Origin of the sequence: Bradyrhizobium zhengyangense, from assembly GCF_022012555.1 — a bacterium.
Taxonomy (GTDB): Bacteria; Pseudomonadota; Alphaproteobacteria; order Rhizobiales; family Xanthobacteraceae; genus Bradyrhizobium; species Bradyrhizobium zhengyangense.
In genome coordinates this window covers 915633-931787 of record NZ_JAKLTZ010000002.1, presented here as the reverse complement: position 1 = coordinate 931787, position 16155 = coordinate 915633, and the positions used below count along the sequence as shown (strand labels likewise).

General features: G+C 64.2%; 17 protein-coding genes and 1 tRNA gene. 5 read left to right on the top strand and 13 right to left on the bottom strand.

What is annotated here, in order from left to right; genetic code table 11:
* Positions 1-36: 36 nt before the first annotated feature.
* From folD to L6639_RS09620, 3 genes are read right to left on the bottom strand one after another with little or no spacing between them, the layout of a single operon-like run.
* On the bottom strand, positions 37-921 hold the full coding sequence (gene folD / locus L6639_RS09630; RefSeq protein WP_237861130.1) for a bifunctional methylenetetrahydrofolate dehydrogenase/methenyltetrahydrofolate cyclohydrolase FolD: 885 nt from the start codon (positions 919-921) through the stop codon (positions 37-39).
* Position 922: 1 nt separating this feature from the next.
* Complete coding sequence (locus tag L6639_RS09625) at positions 923-1258, bottom strand: DUF167 domain-containing protein (RefSeq protein WP_237861129.1); 336 nt, start codon at positions 1256-1258, stop codon at positions 923-925.
* Positions 1259-1293: 35 nt separating this feature from the next.
* A complete protein-coding gene (locus L6639_RS09620; RefSeq protein WP_057740594.1) occupies positions 1294-1584 on the bottom strand; it encodes a YggT family protein in 291 nt (96 codons plus the stop codon).
* 201 nt (positions 1585-1785) lie between these two features.
* On the opposite strand from L6639_RS09620, the gene L6639_RS09615 reads away from it, so the two are divergent.
* Positions 1786-1861: transfer RNA gene (locus L6639_RS09615), tRNA-Ala, on the top strand.
* Positions 1862-1973: 112 nt separating this feature from the next.
* On the opposite strand, the gene L6639_RS09610 is transcribed toward L6639_RS09615, so the two are convergent.
* The 7 genes from L6639_RS09610 to L6639_RS09580 all read right to left on the bottom strand — a co-directional run bounded on the left by L6639_RS09610 (position 1974) and on the right by L6639_RS09580 (position 9689).
* Complete coding sequence (locus L6639_RS09610) at positions 1974-2786, bottom strand: enoyl-CoA hydratase (RefSeq protein WP_237861128.1); 813 nt, start codon at positions 2784-2786, stop codon at positions 1974-1976.
* Positions 2787-2885: 99 nt separating this feature from the next.
* The gene (locus L6639_RS09605) at positions 2886-3680 is read right to left on the bottom strand and encodes a glutamine amidotransferase (protein WP_237861127.1); all 795 of its coding nucleotides are present in this window, start codon (positions 3678-3680) and stop codon (positions 2886-2888) included.
* Between the two features lie 129 nt (positions 3681-3809).
* Entirely contained in the window at positions 3810-4589 is a 780-nt protein-coding gene (locus tag L6639_RS09600) for an SDR family NAD(P)-dependent oxidoreductase (RefSeq protein WP_237861126.1), read from the bottom strand.
* Positions 4590-4820: 231 nt separating this feature from the next.
* On the bottom strand, positions 4821-5309 hold the full coding sequence (locus L6639_RS09595; RefSeq protein ID WP_237861125.1) for a tellurite resistance TerB family protein: 489 nt from the start codon (positions 5307-5309) through the stop codon (positions 4821-4823).
* A 147-nt stretch (positions 5310-5456) separates the two neighbouring features.
* Complete coding sequence (locus L6639_RS09590) at positions 5457-6866, bottom strand: adenylate/guanylate cyclase domain-containing protein (RefSeq protein ID WP_237861123.1); 1410 nt, start codon at positions 6864-6866, stop codon at positions 5457-5459.
* Positions 6867-6916: 50 nt separating this feature from the next.
* The gene (locus L6639_RS09585) at positions 6917-8284 is read right to left on the bottom strand and encodes a cytochrome P450 (RefSeq protein ID WP_237861121.1); all 1368 of its coding nucleotides are present in this window, start codon (positions 8282-8284) and stop codon (positions 6917-6919) included.
* Positions 8285-8318: 34 nt separating this feature from the next.
* Positions 8319-9689, bottom strand: a complete 1371-nt coding sequence (locus L6639_RS09580; RefSeq protein ID WP_237861119.1) for a hydrolase — start codon at positions 9687-9689, stop codon at positions 8319-8321.
* 137 nt (positions 9690-9826) lie between these two features.
* On the opposite strand from L6639_RS09580, the gene L6639_RS09575 reads away from it, so the two are divergent.
* On the top strand, positions 9827-11521 hold the full coding sequence (locus L6639_RS09575) for an MFS transporter (RefSeq protein ID WP_237861118.1): 1695 nt from the start codon (positions 9827-9829) through the stop codon (positions 11519-11521).
* 20 nt (positions 11522-11541) lie between these two features.
* Here L6639_RS09575 and L6639_RS09570 read toward each other — a convergent pair whose 3' ends face one another.
* Together L6639_RS09570 and L6639_RS09565 are read right to left on the bottom strand one after the other, a co-directional pair.
* Complete coding sequence (locus L6639_RS09570) at positions 11542-11757, bottom strand: hypothetical protein (protein WP_237861117.1); 216 nt, start codon at positions 11755-11757, stop codon at positions 11542-11544.
* A 180-nt stretch (positions 11758-11937) separates the two neighbouring features.
* Complete coding sequence (locus L6639_RS09565) at positions 11938-12243, bottom strand: hypothetical protein (protein WP_237861115.1); 306 nt, start codon at positions 12241-12243, stop codon at positions 11938-11940.
* 252 nt (positions 12244-12495) lie between these two features.
* On the opposite strand from L6639_RS09565, the gene L6639_RS09560 reads away from it, so the two are divergent.
* Positions 12496-13563, top strand: a complete 1068-nt coding sequence (locus L6639_RS09560) for a polysaccharide deacetylase family protein (RefSeq protein WP_237861113.1) — start codon at positions 12496-12498, stop codon at positions 13561-13563.
* A 73-nt stretch (positions 13564-13636) separates the two neighbouring features.
* Here the strand turns inward: L6639_RS09560 and L6639_RS09555 are convergent, their stop codons facing one another.
* Complete coding sequence (locus L6639_RS09555; protein WP_237861112.1) at positions 13637-14005, bottom strand: hypothetical protein; 369 nt, start codon at positions 14003-14005, stop codon at positions 13637-13639.
* Positions 14006-14414: 409 nt separating this feature from the next.
* Here L6639_RS09555 and L6639_RS09550 point away from each other — a divergent pair, with 409 nt between their 5' ends.
* Both L6639_RS09550 and L6639_RS09545 read left to right on the top strand, forming a co-directional pair.
* On the top strand, positions 14415-15686 hold the full coding sequence (locus L6639_RS09550; RefSeq protein WP_237861109.1) for a site-specific integrase: 1272 nt from the start codon (positions 14415-14417) through the stop codon (positions 15684-15686).
* A complete protein-coding gene (locus L6639_RS09545) occupies positions 15673-16113 on the top strand; it encodes a hypothetical protein (protein WP_237861106.1) in 441 nt (146 codons plus the stop codon). The genes L6639_RS09550 and L6639_RS09545 overlap by 14 nt, the downstream gene beginning before the upstream one ends.
* The last annotated feature ends 42 nt before the right edge of the window (positions 16114-16155 follow it).

The following is a 16155-nucleotide window of genomic DNA, read 5'->3' as shown; positions in this document are numbered from 1 at the left end:
CCGGGTTCGATGCTGCGCATCGCCCCGGAATGACAACTACACCGCCGGCTTCGGCAAACCTGCGATCGCGCAAGCCGCGCGTAGCGTATTCACCAGCAGGCAGGCGACCGTCATCTGGCCGACGCCGCCGGGCACCGGCGTGACCGCACCGGCAACACCAAGCGCTTCCTGATAGGCGACGTCCCCGACGAGACGGGTCTTGCCGTCTTCCTTCGGAATACGGTTGATGCCGATGTCGATCACGGTCGCACCCGGCTTCAGCCAATCGCCGCGCACCATCTCGGGCCTGCCGACCGCGGCATACACGAGGTCGGCCTGCTTCACGATTCCAGGCAAATCGCGCGAGCGCGAATGCGCGATCGTCACCGTCGCGTTCTCGTTCAGAAGCAACTGCACCAGCGGGCGGCCGACCAGATTGGAGCGGCCGATCACGACGGCGTTCATGCCTTCGAGGGACGGGTGCACGCTCTTGGTCAGGATGATGCAGCCGAGCGGCGTACAGGGCGACAACGCCTCGAAGCCGCCGGCGAGCCGGCCGGCATTGTTCGGATGCAGGCCGTCGACATCCTTGGCGGGATCGATCGCGTTGATCACGGCCTCGGTGTTCAGCCCCTTGGGAAGCGGCAATTGCACGAGAATGCCGTGAACGGCGGGATCGCGGTTGAGCTTGGCAACGACCGCCATCAGTTCGGCTTGCGAGACGTCCGCGGGCAGCTTGTGCTCGAACGAGGCCATGCCCGCAGCCTGGGTCTGCGTATGCTTGGAGCGGACATAGACTTCGCTGGCGGGATCGTTGCCGACCAGGACCACGGCAAGGCCAGGCACCAGATTGTGCTCGCGCTTGACGCGGGCGACCTCGTCGGCGACGCGGGCGCGAAGGTCGGCTGCGATGACTTTTCCGTCGATGATCTTGGCCGTCATGTCAGTTCCCCTCGTCTGTCGATTTGACTGGCGCGAGCTCGCGCAACGCCTGGGCAAGCCTCGCCGGATCCCCTTCGACGGCGACCTGCTTCAACCGCGACGTCGCTCCCGACAGGAGACTGACGCTGGCCTTGGGCACGCCGAGCGATTTCGCCAGCAGCGCCAGCACCGCACGATTGGCCTCGCCGCCATCGGCGACGGCCCGCACACGCACCTTCAGCACGCTGCGGCCGTCGGAAAGCTGCTCGATCCCGTCGATGCCGTCACGCCCGCCGCGCGGCGTCACCCGCAGCGCGATGCTGACCCCCGTGGTGGAGATGCGCCATGGTTCGGTCAAGGCGCCGTCAAAGCTCCATCACGGTTCCACCGACCTTAAGGTACGTTCGGGTAAACGTATTCGGCGAGATAAAGCTGGATCAACCAGAGTATGAAAAAGGCGACGATCGGGGAGATGTCGAGCCCGCCCATGCTGGGCAGCCGGCGCCTGATGGGCCCCAGGACCGGTTCGGTAATCCGATAGAGAAACTCCGCGATCGCGCCAACGAACTGGTTGCGGGTATTCACGACGTTGAACGCGATCAACCAGGACAGGATTGCCGATGCGATCAGCAGATAGATGTAGAGATTGATGATCTGGATCAGAATGAAGACTATCGGGCGCATCAGCGAAACACTCTCCGGGCCAGTGTCGTTGGGCAGTGTTTGGGGTGGTGTTGCGGTTCTCTTGGCTAGATATCGGTTCCCCCCGGCCCAAACAAGGGAAGTCGGCGCTAAAACCCCCTTACACCCGTCCTTGACTTGACCTTGGCGGGGACTTAAATGGCGCCCGGTTGTCGGCCGCGTTTGACCAGAGCGGCCAGCAAAGGGGCCATAGCTCAGCTGGGAGAGCGCGTCGTTCGCAATGACGAGGTCGGCGGTTCGATCCCGCCTGGCTCCACCAGCCTTCGCCCGCTTCGCGAGCTTCGGCTAGGCAAGCCAGCCGTGCTCTCTCGTAGCGAAGTGAGCGAAGGCTGTCCCGCCATAGCCCGAAGGGCGACGGCGGACCATTTCCCCTACTTCCCCGTAAACCTCGGCGGCCGCTTCTCCATGAAGCTCGCGACCCCCTCGCGGAAATCGCTGCCGTTGAGCGCCACCATCATCTCCCTGTTGGCCTCGATCGTCGCCTCGGCCAGCGTCTGGAACGGCACCTCGTAGAGCTGGCGCTTGATCACGGCCATCGCGCTCGGCGAGACGAAATCGGCGAGATCGCGCGCATAGGCGTAGGTTTCCTCGAGCAGCTTGTCCGGCGAGCAGAGCCGGTTGACCAGCCCGATTCGCAGCGCCTCGTCGCTTCCCACGCGCCGTGCCGAGAGCAAGAGGTCCATCGCGTTGGCGTGACCGACGATGCGCGGCAGCATCCAGCTGATGCCGTGCTCGGCAATCAGGCCGCGCCGCGCGAAGGCCGTGGTGAACACGGTGTTGTCGGCGGCAAAGCGCAGGTCGCAATAGAGCGCATGGACGAGGCCGATGCCGGCGGTGGCGCCGTTGAGCATGGCGATGACAGGCTTGCCGATCGACGGATAGAAGCCGTAGCGCGTCTGCCAGTCCGGCCGGCGGTTCATGTCGAAGGGCGGCAGATTCGAAGCGCGCCTGACATCGTTGGGATCGAGCCCTTTCAGCGCATCCATGTCGGCGCCGGCGCAGAAGGCCCGGCCTGCACCTGTCAGCACGATGACGCGGACATTGTCATCGGCGTTTGAGGTTTCCATCGCATGGCGCACGTCGCGCTCCATGACAGGCGTCCACGCATTCATGCGGTCGGGGCGATTGAGCGTGATGGTCGCGATTCTATCGCTCACCTCATAGAGAATGTGCTCATAGGCCATCGCGCTCTCCCTGTATTGGCCGGCACGCGTTGGCGCGCGCTCAACGGCAGCGAGCCTAGCATAGTCAGGGATGAGGCGAGGGCTTGCGTGGAGGCGCGATTACTCGGCGGCTTGCGCCAGAAGCGGCCGGCGCGCCAGCCAGCCGTCGACGAAATGATCGAGCCAGGCGCGTTCCGCGGCATCGTAAACGGCACGGTCCGCGAAGTGATGATGCCGCTCGCGGGCGCCCGGCGCGCTGAGACCGTCATAGCCACGCGTGGTCCAGCAATGCATCATGGCGTAGGTCACGTCAGGATGAAACTGCACGCCGAAGGCGTTGCCGGCACGGAATGCCTGGTTGGGAAAGTCATCGCCCTCGGCAAGCAGCTCGGTGCCGTCAGGCAGCTCGAAGCCTTCGCGATGCCAATGATAGACCTGCGCCGGCCAGTCAGGACAGAGCGCGCGACCTGCCGCGGTCGGGCGGATCGGGTAATAGCCGATCTGGGTCAGCGCCTGCGCATGCGGTGCGACCCGCGCGCCAAGCTGCTTCGCCAGCATCTGCGCGCCCAGGCAAATGCCGAGGAACGGCCGCTGCTCGCGAAGCGGAACTTCGATCCAGTCGATTTCGCGCCTGACGTAATCTTCCGAATCATTTGCGCTCATCGGACCGCCGAACACGACTGCACCGGCATGCTGGTCGAGTGTGTCGGGCAGGGGATCGCCGAATCGCGGACGGCGGATATCGAGGCGATGGCCGAGCGCGCGCAGCGCATTGCCGATTCGGCCGGGTGTCGAGGATTCCTGGTGCAGCACGATCAGAACCGGCCGGAGCGGCTCGGAGGCGGCCGCGCCTGGCGTCCTTCCGGGGAAGGGCACCACTTCTGCGCCACCAAACCTCTCCGTCCGAAACGACATGGCCTTTTACGAGTGCTATCGGTTCAAGCCGCCAGCATAGCTAAGCGTAGGTTAACATCGTGTGAGTTTGCGCACACACGCAGCCCTACTAAGCAAGCTCCGGGCCACCACGGGTGCTTCGGGCTTGCTTCAGTGCCGCTGCCGCTGGAACCGGCTGGTAGCGGACAGGATGAAGCCGCGCGGGAAGAAGCGTAGCGCGAACGGCACAATCTTGATGCCGAGACCCGGCAGCACTGCCCGTTTGTTCGCCATCAGCCCACGATAAGCCTGCCGCGCAACGTCGGCGGCAGGGACGTTGAGCATCGCCGTGTCGTGCCCGGAGCCGACGCCGGCGCGCCCCTGGAATTCAGTCTGCACCGGACCCGGGCACAGCACGGTCACGCGCACGCCGCGCGGCGCGAGCTCTGCCCGCAATGCCTCGGTGAGCGAAATCACATAGGCCTTCGACGCGTAATAGACGGCCATGCCGGGACCGGGCAGGAAGCCCGCGACCGAGCCGACATTGAGCAGGCCGCCCTTGTTCCTGACGAGCTGGTCGGCAAAGCGCAGCGACAGATCGGTCAGCGCGCGGACGTTAACGTCGACAATGCCGACCTGCTCGTCGCGGTCGCGTTCGATCGCATCACCGAATACACCGAAACCGGCATTGTTGACGAGGTTGTCGAGCTCGACCTCTTCCGCGGCAAGCGCGGCGGCGATCCGCTCGCCGGCATCGGCTTGCTGGAGATCGCAGGCGATCACGATCGGCTTCTTGCCGCATGTCGTAGCGAGCTCGTTCGCGAGCGCCTCGAGCCGGTCCGCGCGTCGCGCCGTCAGCGCGAGACGATGTCCGTTCGCGGCAAACACACGCGCCAGCTCGGTGCCGATGCCCGCCGACGCACCGGTGATCAACGTTACCCGCTCAGTCACGATCGCAGTCTCTTGAATTGAAGTTTTTTGGCCCCGAAACAGCGGAACTGGAGCATAGGCTACGCGCGACAAGCAAGCGGCGCTCGTAGCATGGCTGCCTGAGCAGCTAACAGGGAGGGCGAGAAAACCCCGAATTTACAGGGACATCCGGAACCGGGACGCTCCGGCGGCTACATTAAAGTTTCGTCATGTGATCGATACAACCAGCAATCACGCCGCGCCGGCGACCCCTCAGCCGCCGAGCACACCGTCCTTGACTTGACCGCCGGCACGCTCCGCGACGGCGTGCTTGAGATCGATCCGGTCGCGCTGGGATATCCCGAGCAGGTCGGAGGCGCGCCAGACGACGTTGTCCTCGAACTCGGTGACCTGGCCGTCGGCATAGACCAGCTCCCACATCATCTGGACGATGCGCCTGCGGGCGTCTTCGTTGAGCGAGCGCATGATCACGCTGGTGAAGTGGTAGAGATCGACCGCTTCGCCCTCGACCTCCGTCGCATCCGCGATCAACCGGTCAGCCGTGCCACGGTCAAGCCCGAAATGGCTTTCGATCAGGCTGTGCAGCTTGCGCTGCTCGGTCTGCGTCGGCTGGCCGTCCAGCGAAACCACGTGAACGAGCAGTGCGGTTGCCGCCAGCCGGTAATCGCTGTCGCCAAAGGCGCGATCCCCGGCATGAGGGGCAATAATGTCGGCGATGAATTGACGCAAGCCGTCGAGCATAAGGTCCTACCGAAATCGATGACGTCGCGGGGAAGCGGGGCCGCTACCAGCATTATATGAGCGGGAAACTCAACCGGCGCAACGTGCGTCAGTTCCGCGCGCTGCATTACGTTTCAGCAATGTGGGCGGCGTTAACGCGCGGTTGCCTCACGGTATCTCATACACCACCATCTTGTCGGCGATGCCGCGCAGAGCCGCCTGCTTCTGGATCGGCTTGATCTCGCGCCGCTGAAGGATCTCGGCAACCGCCGGCGCATCCAGCACCGGACCGGTGATGTGGATCTCCTGCGCGGTCGACAGGCTCTGCACGCGGGCGGCGATGTTGACGGTCTGGCCGAAATAATCCTGCCGCTCGTTGAGCATCACGGCAAGGCACGGGCCTTCATGGATGCCGATCTTGAGAATGAGATCGTTGGCGCCGCGCTGCTTGTTCAGATCATCCATGGCCGCGCGCATGCGCAGACCCGCAGCGATCGCGTGCTCGGGCCTGACGAAGGTCGCCATGACGGCATCGCCGATCGTCTTCACGACGGCGCCTTTCTCGGCGGCGATGATCTCCAGTATCGCCCGAAAGTGCGCGCGCACGAGATCAAACGCGCTGAGGTCGCCGACCCGCTCGTACAACGCCGTCGAACCCTTCAGGTCGGTGAACAGGAACGTCAGCGACGTGATCTTCAATCGTTGGTCGACATTGAGATTGTCGGCCTTGAAGACGTCGCGGAACGTCTGGTTCGACAACATTCTCTTGGCGGTCAGGATCGGCTTGCGCTTACCGATTATCTCGTGCAGCGCGTCGGCGGCAATCCAGACCGAGGGCAACACGCGATTGCTCGATTGATTTTCGAGTGTCAGTCGCAACGGCCCGGGGCGCATCACTGTGGTCCCCGTCGGCGCTTCCAGATTGTTGAACATGATCGAGAACTGCTGGCGTTCGCTGGTCGGCTCGCCCTGGACATCCAGGAAATGGGCGGAATGGGTGACCGGCTCGAAGACGATGATGAACTGGCTCGGCAGATTGAGCGAGAGGATCGCCTTTTCGCCGGCAGGCAATTCCAACGCTTCCAACGTCACTTCGTTGATCAGGCGCGAAAAAGCCTCTTCGTTGATGTCGACGCCGGAACTCCAGAACATCTGTCGCGTATATTCCCAGATCGGCAATGTGTCGGGATCGTGAGCGCCGATGCGGCGGACTTGCGGGCTGACGGTGAAAGCGACCTCGACCATCTCGTCGACCGACGCCTCGTATCCGGCCGCGCAAAGCGCACAATTGTAGTCTTCGTGCTTCAGTGATTTCAGAGTCGTGTGTGCACCCAGAACACCTCCGCAGCCCGGACACAGCACGTTCCAGCCGATGTCGAACAGGCCGAGCCGCGAGGCATGCAGGAATCCGGAAATGACCTTTTCCTGATCGAGCCCGGTACGATCGGCAAAATCCAATGCGTTGATGCGGTTGAGGTCGCGATCGGGACCACTCGCGATCAGCTGCGCGATGGCCTCGACGACGGCAGGATCTGCGGTCTGCTTCAGAACGGAAATCTGGGCCTGGATGTTGCTCATGGTGCAACTCTATGTGGGGTGGATCACGCCGGCGGCCAGACGCGGGCCTGTCACCGGCGCGTGATGCGGAACATGGGTGAGTGGTCCGGCTGGGTCGTGACGACGCCGAATGGAATGACCGGCGTTGCGTCCGCCAGCTCGATGCGGAACGCCCCGATCAACCGCGCCAGCGCCAGCACGGATTCGGCCTGCGCGAACGGCGCACCGATGCAGACGCGCGGGCCGGCACCGAATGGCAGATAGGCAAAGCGATCGGGCGGCTCTTTCGACATAAAGCGCTTCGGGATGAACGCGTTGGGCTGATCCCACAGCTTCTCGTGCCGGTGCAGCAGCCAGGGGGCGATCATGATGATGTCGCCCTTGCTGACCTCGGCCCCGGCCACGATGTCCTTGTCGCGCGCGGCGCGCGCAACGAGGAAGGCCGGCGGATAGAGCCGCATGGTCTCGTCGATCACCGCGCGGGTGAATTTCTGCCGGTCGATATCGGCCATGCTGACGAGATGCTCGCCGCGCGTCTCGGACGCGACCTCCTCCTGCGTGTCGGGGTCGAGCGCCAGCAGATAGAGCGCCCAGAACAGCGCAGTCGCGGTCGTCTCATGGCCCGCCAGGATCATGGTCGCGACCTCGTCGACCAGTTGCCCGTCGGAAAAGCCCTTGCTCGTTTCAGGATCGCGCGCCTCGTCCATGAGATCGAACAGATCGCGCGGCGGCGCGCCGTCCTTCTTGCCCACCGCACGCCGTTCGGCGATCAGCATCGCGACGAATTCGACCCAGCGCTTGCGGAAGCGGGCGCGGGCCCGATCCATCGGCGTCGGCCATGACACCGGCAGAACCATGTCGAGGAAGTGGGCCCGCCCGAGCCGCTCGCCATATTCCATGACGAAGTTGCGCAAGGTCGGACCGTGCTGGTCCATCCCGAACGAGAACATCGTGCGGCCGGCAATCTCGAGCGTCATGCGCTGCATGATTTCGCGCAGATCGACCGGCTCCCCGGTTCGGGTCTCGAGCTTCGCGATGGTCTCGTCGAGCACCGCCGTCATGTGTGGCACGAGATTGGCGGTAGCACGCGGCGTGAAGGCCGGCGACAGCGTACGCCGTTGAAATGTCCAGGCGTGGCCTTCGGCGAGCAGGAGACCCTCGCCGAGCACCGGACGCAGCATGCGGATGCCCGCCGGGGTTCGCGTGTAATTCTGGTAGTTGCTGAGCAGGACGTGCCGGATTGCGTCCGGCTGGTTCAGGATGAAACTCTTGTGCAGGAAGAAGCGGCCCTGGATGACTTCTTCCTCATAGGCACGCTGCCCCCAGGTCGCGATCATGTTCTGCTTGATCACCGCGATACGGCCGAACAACGACATGTTGTCGGGCGCGCGCGGCGGGGTCGGCGGGATGATGGGCCGGCGCACGCTGGCGATGTTCATGGCTCTCTCCCGCAGACCTGACGCAAGCAAATAGCTAGTAAGTCAGCTCGGCAACCGCAATCCTGTTCTCGGAGGCCGGCCAGGCGCGCGCCACGATTCGTTCTTCGTTGAACTGGGCCACGATGTTACGTCCAACCTCGCTGGCCGAAAGGCGCAGGGTTGCTGTCGCATCCGTGGGCACGCCCGGCGTGACATCGGCAGGCTCGCGGCCATCAAGCAGGACGGTGTCGCGCGGCAGCCCGAAATAGCCGCGCGGGCGCGACATGATCACGACCGCGCCGGCATCCTTCTCTGCCGGAAGGAAGGGCCGCGCGGCGCGCAAATGCACGACATTGGAGGAACGCGGGAAGGGCGAGCGGTAGAAGTGCGTGGTCGGGGCGTCCGGCGAGGTCAGGACGATCTCGAGCGGAGAGGCGGGATCGACCTCGGCCGGCCCCCAGCGGCCGTCGGCCGCCGTGATCAAGCGATACAACAATTCGCCTTTGCGCTCCCCGCTCTCGCGGTCGACATGGTAGATCTCGACAGTTGCGCCGGCCACCGGGCGATTGGTCGGCGCGCCATCCGCGGCGCCCGTGACCAGTCCACCGATATGGACCGTCCGCTCCGGTGTGATCGCGATGCGCGCGGGCTCGCGACCGGCGATGAATTTGTAGATCTCGCGGAACGCCCGCGGATGATACGCCGTCTCGCGATGATCGATCGTGCCGAGCACGAGATTGGTCGCGCCCTTCAGCTCCGGCCCCTCGGCGGTGACATTGGTCGGCACGCCCGGCTTGCCCATGAAGCGGCCGTCGGGCTGCGCATATTTGTCCATGCCGTCGCTGCGCAAGGTCAGGAAGGCGACACCCGGCGTCACCTCGCTCTCGCCCTCGTTCAAGCCGCGCAGGAAGGCCCCTCGTCCGTTGAACTCGCTGCCGAGCAGCGCGTCGAGCGCAAACACGCCGTGATTGGGCGTGCCGCACAGCACCGCGTGACTGACATCGCCGGCGCCGCCATTCTTGATGACGTTGCGGATCGAATTGCCGCCGCGCGAATTGCCGACCAGCGCCACGCGCGCCGCACCGGTGCGGCGTTTCAGTTCAGCGATGGCAGCGGCAAGCTCCCGGCGCTGGTCCTCGGTCGAGGACCGGTTGGCCTGCTCGACCGTGTCATCGGCACGCGCACTGGGGCTGTTGAAATTGATCGCCATCATGCGGTCGCGCGCGATGCCGTTGGATTCCATCCGCCACAACGTCGTGATCCAGAGCGCGTCGTAATCGCCATTGCCATGGACGAACAGGATCGGCGGCACTTCGGAACTGCTGGTCGTGGACGATGTTTGCGCCAGTGCCCCCATCCGCAAGCTCGCAACCGCGAAAGGCACGCTAGCCGCACCTTGCAGAATTGTCCGTCGTGACAGCCTCATCCGATCCTCCCCGATAAAACCATGTCTTTGCACTGCTTATAGCGGCCTAACCACTGGACAGCGAAGGACTTTCGCAGGCATCACTGGGCCTGCCGGAATTATTCAAGCCATTTCTGCCAGACGACTTGGAAGGGTATATGACCGAGCAGACGAACCGTCAGAGACGTTCCGCCGACGGCATCACCGCCCCCCTGCGGTACACCGTATTCCGGCGCATCTGGCTCGCCAGCCTGCTCTCCAATCTCGGCCTCCTGATCCAGGGCGTGGGCGCGGCCTGGGCGATGACGCAGATGGCGGCCTCCGCCGACAAGGTGGCATTGGTCCAGACCGCCTTGATGCTGCCGATCATGCTGATCTCGATGCCGGCCGGCGCCATCGCCGACATGTATGACCGCCGCATCGTGACGCTGGTGGCCCTCATGATCGCGCTGACGGGCGCGTCCGCCCTCACGATCCTGGCCGGGCTCAAGCTCATCGCCCCGGAATCGCTGCTCGCCTTCTGCTTCGTGGTCGGCAGCGGCAATGCGCTGTTCGGCCCGGCCTGGCAATCCTCGGTCAGCGAGCAGGTGCCGCCGGATGCATTGCCGTCGGCGGTGGCGCTGAACGGCATCAGCTACAACATCGCGCGCAGCTTCGGCCCCGCGGTCGGCGGCGTCATCGTCGCCGCAGCCGGCGCGGTCGCGGCATTCGCCTGCAACGCGATCCTCTATCTTCCGCTTCTGATCGTGCTCGTGCTCTGGCGGCGCGTGGTCGAACCGTCGCGGCTGCCGCGGGAGAAGCTCAACCGCGCGATGGTTTCGGGCTTCCGCTACATCACCAACTCGCCGCCGATCAAGATCGTGCTGTTGCGCACGCTGGTGATGGGACTGATCGGCGGCGCGATCATGGCGTTGATGCCACTGGTCGCGCGCGATCTGTTGCATGGTGGCGCGCAAACCTACGGCATCATGCTGGGCGCATTCGGCATGGGCGCGGTGGTCGGCGCGCTCAACATCCACGAGCTGCGCAAGCGCATGAGCGGCGAGGCTGCGATCCGCGCCTGCACGATCTCCATGGCCTTTGCGATGGCTGCGATTGCCTTGAGCACCGAGCCGGTGCTGACCGCGGCCGCGCTGGTGCTGGCCGGCGCGGTCTGGATGGCGGCGGTGGCGCTGTTCAACATCGGTGTGCAGCTCTCGGCGCCGCGCTGGGTCGCCGGTCGATCGCTCGCCGCGTTTCAGGCCTCGATTTCCGGTGGCATCGCGATCGGCGCCTGGGGCTGGGGCCATCTCACCGACTATGCCGGCGTCGAGGTCGCGCTGCTCACGGCCGCCAGCCTGATGCTGGTCTCGCCGCTCCTGGGGATCTGGCTTGCAATGCCGCGCGTCGGCGCCCGCAACGAGGATGCCGACGTGCTGGCCGATCCTGAAGTCAAGCTGTCGCTCACCGGGCGCAGCGGCCCGCTGGTGGTCGAGATCGAATATCGCGTCGCCCAGGAAAACGCGCGCGCCTTCCACAATGTGATGCAGGACGTGCAGCTCTCCCGGCAGCGCAACGGCGCCTATGGCTGGTCGATCGCGCGCGACATTGCCGATCCCGAATTGTGGACCGAGCGCTATCACTGCCCGACCTGGTTCGATTATCTGCGCCAGCGCAACCGCTCGACCCAGTCCGAACGCGCGCTGCATCAGCAGGCGATCGATTTCCACATCGGCTCTGATCCGGTGCGGATCCGCCGCATGCTGGAGCGGCCATTCGGCTCGGTACGCTGGAAGGAAGAGACGCCGGATCGCGCGGCAAGCGAAGTGCTGCCCGTTGTCGCGACCGCTGCGGGGAGCAGCATCAGTCGCTAGACGCTTCGTAGCCCCGATCGCTACTGACCGTGATCCGTCAGCATCTTGTCGCAGGCCTTGCTGAGGCGCGCGCGGTGCTCTTTCAGGCAGGCGAGCACGGCGCTATCGCCATTGCTCATCACGGCGCGGCAATGGCGCGTGACGTCGCGCGCGCAGGCATCGTGACCGGGCTGCTGCTGCGCCGAGGCGCCGGAAGCGCACAGGACCAAAGGAATGATGAAAAGAAATCTGGCCATCGCGGAATGCCTCATACCCTCAAGATGTGCGGGCGAAGCTAGTGCGACGATCCCAAGGCCGCAACGGATTTATTGGGAGACGGATGGCGCAGGTCGACTGGCACCACCGCGTGGCCCCGGCATGGCGCCGGGGCACATCGGCAGGGAGCTAACGACGCAAACGTCGCGATCGCTGCGCGCTTACTGACCGTCCTGAGCGTCAGCAACCTTGCGTGACGCGCCCTTGGCGAGGTCCTTGTCCATCACCGCGCGGCAGCCGGCGCTCAGGTCCGTGCGATGCTTCATCATGCACGCCGTGATCTTCGGAATGTTGGGGATCTCTGACGAGCACAGGCGGAAGGCGTCGCCGGTGCACATCTGCTGCGCCTCGGCCGAGAAGGCGAAGCTCGAGGTCGTCGAGACGATCGAGACGATGGCGGCAAAGCCCAGAGCCAGGCTGGTGTCGCGGATCTTTGCAGTGATCTTGGCAGTGAACGACTTGGTCATTTGCAGCTCCCATTGGCGCCGCCGCAGCGGGCCCGTTGTCGATGGGAACTACGATGCTCCAGCAAAACAGTTTCCACTGTGATGACGGTCACGGGCGGCCCACCCACTGTGACCTCGGTCACTTTGGCGCACCCGCCTGAAATTCCTCTGCAACCGCTGTCGTGTTGGTGTCACGTTAACTGTTCCTTCGCATTAATGGCTCGCGACGCGGGAAATTCCGCTGGTTTGGTTGCGTAATTGGAAAGAGTAGCGATGCGTAATGCGTTGGGCCTGATGCTGGCCAGTGTGGTTGCGGCGATCGTGATCGCCGGAGGTTGGTACTTTTATTCCGCGCGCGCCGACCAGGGCGCCCCCAAAACAACAGCCGCCCGTGCCGCCGATCCTCTGCCGGCGCCGGTCAAGCTTGCCGCCAAGGATGATGTCGAGACCACCGCGGCGATCGCGGGCAAGCCTGCCGTTCCTGCCGCAGCGCCTGCTCCCGCGCCGGCACCGGCGGTGGCACCAGTTCAGGACACGACTTGCACCAATCCCAATGCACTCGGCGTCTCGCGCGTGGTCGAGATCGACACCACCGGCGGCCCGGGTTTCGGCTTCGAACAGTACAAGCAGTTTGATTTCCTCGCCGACAAGGAGGTCGTGCTGACCTTCGACGACAGCCCCTGGCCGCACAACACGCCGGCGGTGCTGAAGGCTCTGGCCGATGAATGCACCAAGGGCCTGTTCTTCTCGGTCGGCAAGCACGCCAGCTGGCATCCGGAAATCCTGCGCCAGGTTCTGGCCCAGGGCCACACGGTCGGCACGCACACCTGGTCGCACGTCAATCTCGCCGGCAAGAAGATGACGGAGCAGCAGGCCAAGGATGAGATCGAGAAGGGCTTCAGCGCCGTGAAATGGGCGCTCGGCACCAATCCGTCGCCGTTCTTCCGCTTCCCGCAGCTGTCGCAAAATCCGGCGCTGGTGAGCTATCTCGGCACCCGCAATGTCGGGATCTTCTCGACCGACCTCGACTCCTTCGACTTCCGCAAGGAGAGCACGCCGGACAAGATCATCAGCAACGTGATGACCAAGCTCGACAAGCTCGGCAAGGGCATCATCCTGATGCACGATTTCCAGAAGCGCACCGGCGAAGCACTGCCGACGCTGCTCGCGCGCCTCAAGGCCGGTGGCTACAAGGTCGTGCAGATCAAGGCGAAGACGACGTTCGAATCGCTTCCTGAGTATGACGAAGCCATCCTCAAGGAGCTGAAGGTGCCGGGGTCCAGCAGTGCGACCAATGCGCGCCCGGTGTCGAGCGTGGTGCAGACCGTCTCGCAACGCTAGGCGTTTGAGGTTCGACGAGAATGCGATGGCCGGGCTCAGCCCGGCCATTTTGTTTTGGGAGGAGCGCCGTCGCTTACCAGTAGATGCCGTGGCGATGCAGTTCGCTGATGATCCGGCCTTCGGTCCAGGTCTTGTGATGCCTGGGCTTGTCCACCTTCGTCGTCTTCGGCGCAGGCTGGGCCGCAGCAGGCGATGATGTCGATGTGGTTGTGGTCGCAGCTGGCGCGGTGGTCGAAACCGCCGTCGGACGATCGACATAGGTCGGAGCCGTAGCCACCGGAGCGACTTCGCTCACCTGCGTGGTGTTGGCCGGCGGCGCGACAGTGCCTTGCGGTGCCGGGGCCTGATCGTTGGCCGAGGCCAGCGAGAGGCTGCGTGCGCCGCCCGCCTGGGCCGATGCAGAGACCAGAACCATGGCCGCAACCAGAATGATCTTGCGCATGTGAAATCTCCCCGTGTTTGCGTGAGGGGACACTAGGGGAGAGACGCGCGAGATTATGTGAGGAGAATCACGCGGAGCTTAAGCACGGCCTTGAAGCTGGCCTGTACCAATCGAGCAAAACGGGGGAGCCCGCCGTCGCCCTTCGGGCTATGGCGTGGCGGCCTTCACTACGAAGCGGCTTGCCGAGCCGAAGCAGGCGCAGCCTGCGAAGGCTGGTGCCGCAAGAGGGATTCGAACCCCCGACCCCGTCATTACGAATGTTGGGGCAGCCAACTAACTGATATTCCATCGAATTCCATTGAATTGATTTCTTCGCTTGTATCAAGCCCTTAAGCGTAGTTTGGTTTGCTGCGAATTCACTTCGAATTCTCTCACACGCTTCTCGCAGCCTTCTCGCGGACCACGCGCCATGAAATTCACCGACGCCAGCGTCGTCGCCGTGCAACCCACCGACCGCGAACAGTGGTTCAAGGATGACGCACTCCCGGGTTTGTACCTCCGGGTCCAACCCAGCGGCGCCAAGAGCTATGCCGTCAAATACAGCCGGCGGGGCAAGAGCCAGACCGTCACCATCGGCCGTGTCGAGACGTGGAACGCATCGCAGGCCCGCGCCGAGGCCAAGCAACTGCTCGCCGCCGTGAACCGGGGAATAGACCCGGCCGCCGACAGAGCCGCTAGGCGGGCTGCGCTCAGCCTGCATGACGTGACCAAGCTCTGGCTCGGCTTCGACCCCATGGACGAGAAGGCTAAGGCGAAGAAGGCCGCCAAGCGCAAGGCGAGCACGCAAGACGGCTATGCCCGCGCCCTTCGCCTGCACGTCATCCCCCGGATCGGCAGCCACGCGCTGGATGACATCAACACGGCGGCAATTGGACGCGTCGCCAAAGCCCTGCACGAGCACCCTGCCCAGCGCAACAAAACCCTTCGCGTCCTCTCCAGCCTGTTCACGTGGGCGGGAAAGAACGGTCATTGCCAGAAGAGTCACAATCCAGCTGCCGCAACCGAAGTGGAGCGTGTCGTCGAGGAAGGCAAGGAACGCTTCCTGACTTCGGAGGAGCTGACGCGTCTCGGTGAAGCCATCCGCCAAGCCGAGACTGTCGGCCTGCCGGTGCAGTCTGGCGATGACCCTAGATCGCGGAGCGTCATCATCGACCAGTTCGCGGCAGCGGCTATCCGGCTCCTGCTGCTCACCGGCTGCCGCCTGCGCGAAGTCCTCAATCTCGAATGGACGCGTGTCGATTTCGAGCGCGGTGTCATCAACCTGAGTGAGGCCAAGCGGGGTCGCCGGCCAGTCATCCTCAACGCCCCTGCGCTGCAAATTCTGAGCGAGCTGCCGCGCATCGGCCGCTTCGTCATCGCGTCGACGGTGGAGAATAAGCCCCGCGCCGACATCAAGCGAGCGTGGCAACGCGTTCGTGCCGCAGCCGGCCTGCCCGATGTCCGCGGCCACGATTTGCGCCACACAGCCGGCGCTGTATCGGCCTCGTCGGGCCTTGGCTTGCAAATCACTGGCGCCCTCCTCGGTCATAAATCGGTGCAGGCGACGCAGCGGTACGCTCACCTTGCCGATGACCCGCTACGACGCGCCGCCGAACGTGTGGGCTCTGAGATTGCGAGCCGCCTCGGTGTCGGTGGGGGCGGCGACGCCGAAATCGTGGAATTGAAGCATGTCAAACGCTAAGCAGAGGAAGCTGGCGACGAAGCCGAAGACCAAAAAGAAAAAGCCGAAGACCGAGAGATGCGGGTTGCCGAAACCGACGGAGCGACGTCGGCTGTTCATTGACCCCAGCCTCATAGACGTGAACGCGGAGCTACCCGAGTCCGTGCTCGTGCATCGCGGGACGCTCCACCTCCTGCGCACGCTGCCCGAAGTGGAAGCGGCCAAGATACTTGGTCACATCATCATGGCGGCCGCACACGATGGCAGTATTCCAGAGAGCAAGAACGAGAAGAAGGTCCGCACAGCCCACAAGCGCGTCTGCGAGGTCGAGGCCGAGGGACCACCGGATTACGATAACGAAGCAGTGTCGAGGATGTACCGGCGCGATAGGAAGACGCTCGGTCTCTCGCGCCCTGACGGAAGGCCACCAAAAACCGGACAAAAATAGCTCCAGACCCGTCCTGTTATTCGAATTCCTCATGTGAGCATT

What these genes read in the sequence shown, in the direction of transcription:
- L6639_RS09590 (WP_237861123.1), bottom strand. Translation starts at nt 6,866, where the DNA reads ATGAGCAACATCCAGGCCCAGATTTCCGTTCTGAAGCAGACCGCAGAT.
- L6639_RS09550 (WP_237861109.1), top strand. Translation starts at nt 14,415, where the DNA reads ATGAAATTCACCGACGCCAGCGTCGTCGCCGTGCAACCCACCGACCGC.
- L6639_RS09595 (WP_237861125.1), bottom strand. Translation starts at nt 5,309, where the DNA reads ATGCTCGACGGCTTGCGTCAATTCATCGCCGACATTATTGCCCCTCAT.
- L6639_RS09585 (WP_237861121.1), bottom strand. Translation starts at nt 8,284, where the DNA reads ATGAACATCGCCAGCGTGCGCCGGCCCATCATCCCGCCGACCCCGCCG.
- L6639_RS09560 (WP_237861113.1), top strand. Translation starts at nt 12,496, where the DNA reads ATGCGTAATGCGTTGGGCCTGATGCTGGCCAGTGTGGTTGCGGCGATC.
- L6639_RS09545 (WP_237861106.1), top strand. Translation starts at nt 15,673, where the DNA reads ATGTCAAACGCTAAGCAGAGGAAGCTGGCGACGAAGCCGAAGACCAAA.
- L6639_RS09605 (WP_237861127.1), bottom strand. Translation starts at nt 3,680, where the DNA reads ATGTCGTTTCGGACGGAGAGGTTTGGTGGCGCAGAAGTGGTGCCCTTC.
- L6639_RS09565 (WP_237861115.1), bottom strand. Translation starts at nt 12,243, where the DNA reads ATGACCAAGTCGTTCACTGCCAAGATCACTGCAAAGATCCGCGACACC.
- folD (WP_237861130.1), bottom strand. Translation starts at nt 921, where the DNA reads ATGACGGCCAAGATCATCGACGGAAAAGTCATCGCAGCCGACCTTCGC.
- L6639_RS09620 (WP_057740594.1), bottom strand. Translation starts at nt 1,584, where the DNA reads ATGCGCCCGATAGTCTTCATTCTGATCCAGATCATCAATCTCTACATC.
- L6639_RS09555 (WP_237861112.1), bottom strand. Translation starts at nt 14,005, where the DNA reads ATGCGCAAGATCATTCTGGTTGCGGCCATGGTTCTGGTCTCTGCATCG.
- L6639_RS09575 (WP_237861118.1), top strand. Translation starts at nt 9,827, where the DNA reads ATGACCGAGCAGACGAACCGTCAGAGACGTTCCGCCGACGGCATCACC.
- L6639_RS09610 (WP_237861128.1), bottom strand. Translation starts at nt 2,786, where the DNA reads ATGGCCTATGAGCACATTCTCTATGAGGTGAGCGATAGAATCGCGACC.
- L6639_RS09570 (WP_237861117.1), bottom strand. Translation starts at nt 11,757, where the DNA reads ATGGCCAGATTTCTTTTCATCATTCCTTTGGTCCTGTGCGCTTCCGGC.
- L6639_RS09580 (WP_237861119.1), bottom strand. Translation starts at nt 9,689, where the DNA reads ATGAGGCTGTCACGACGGACAATTCTGCAAGGTGCGGCTAGCGTGCCT.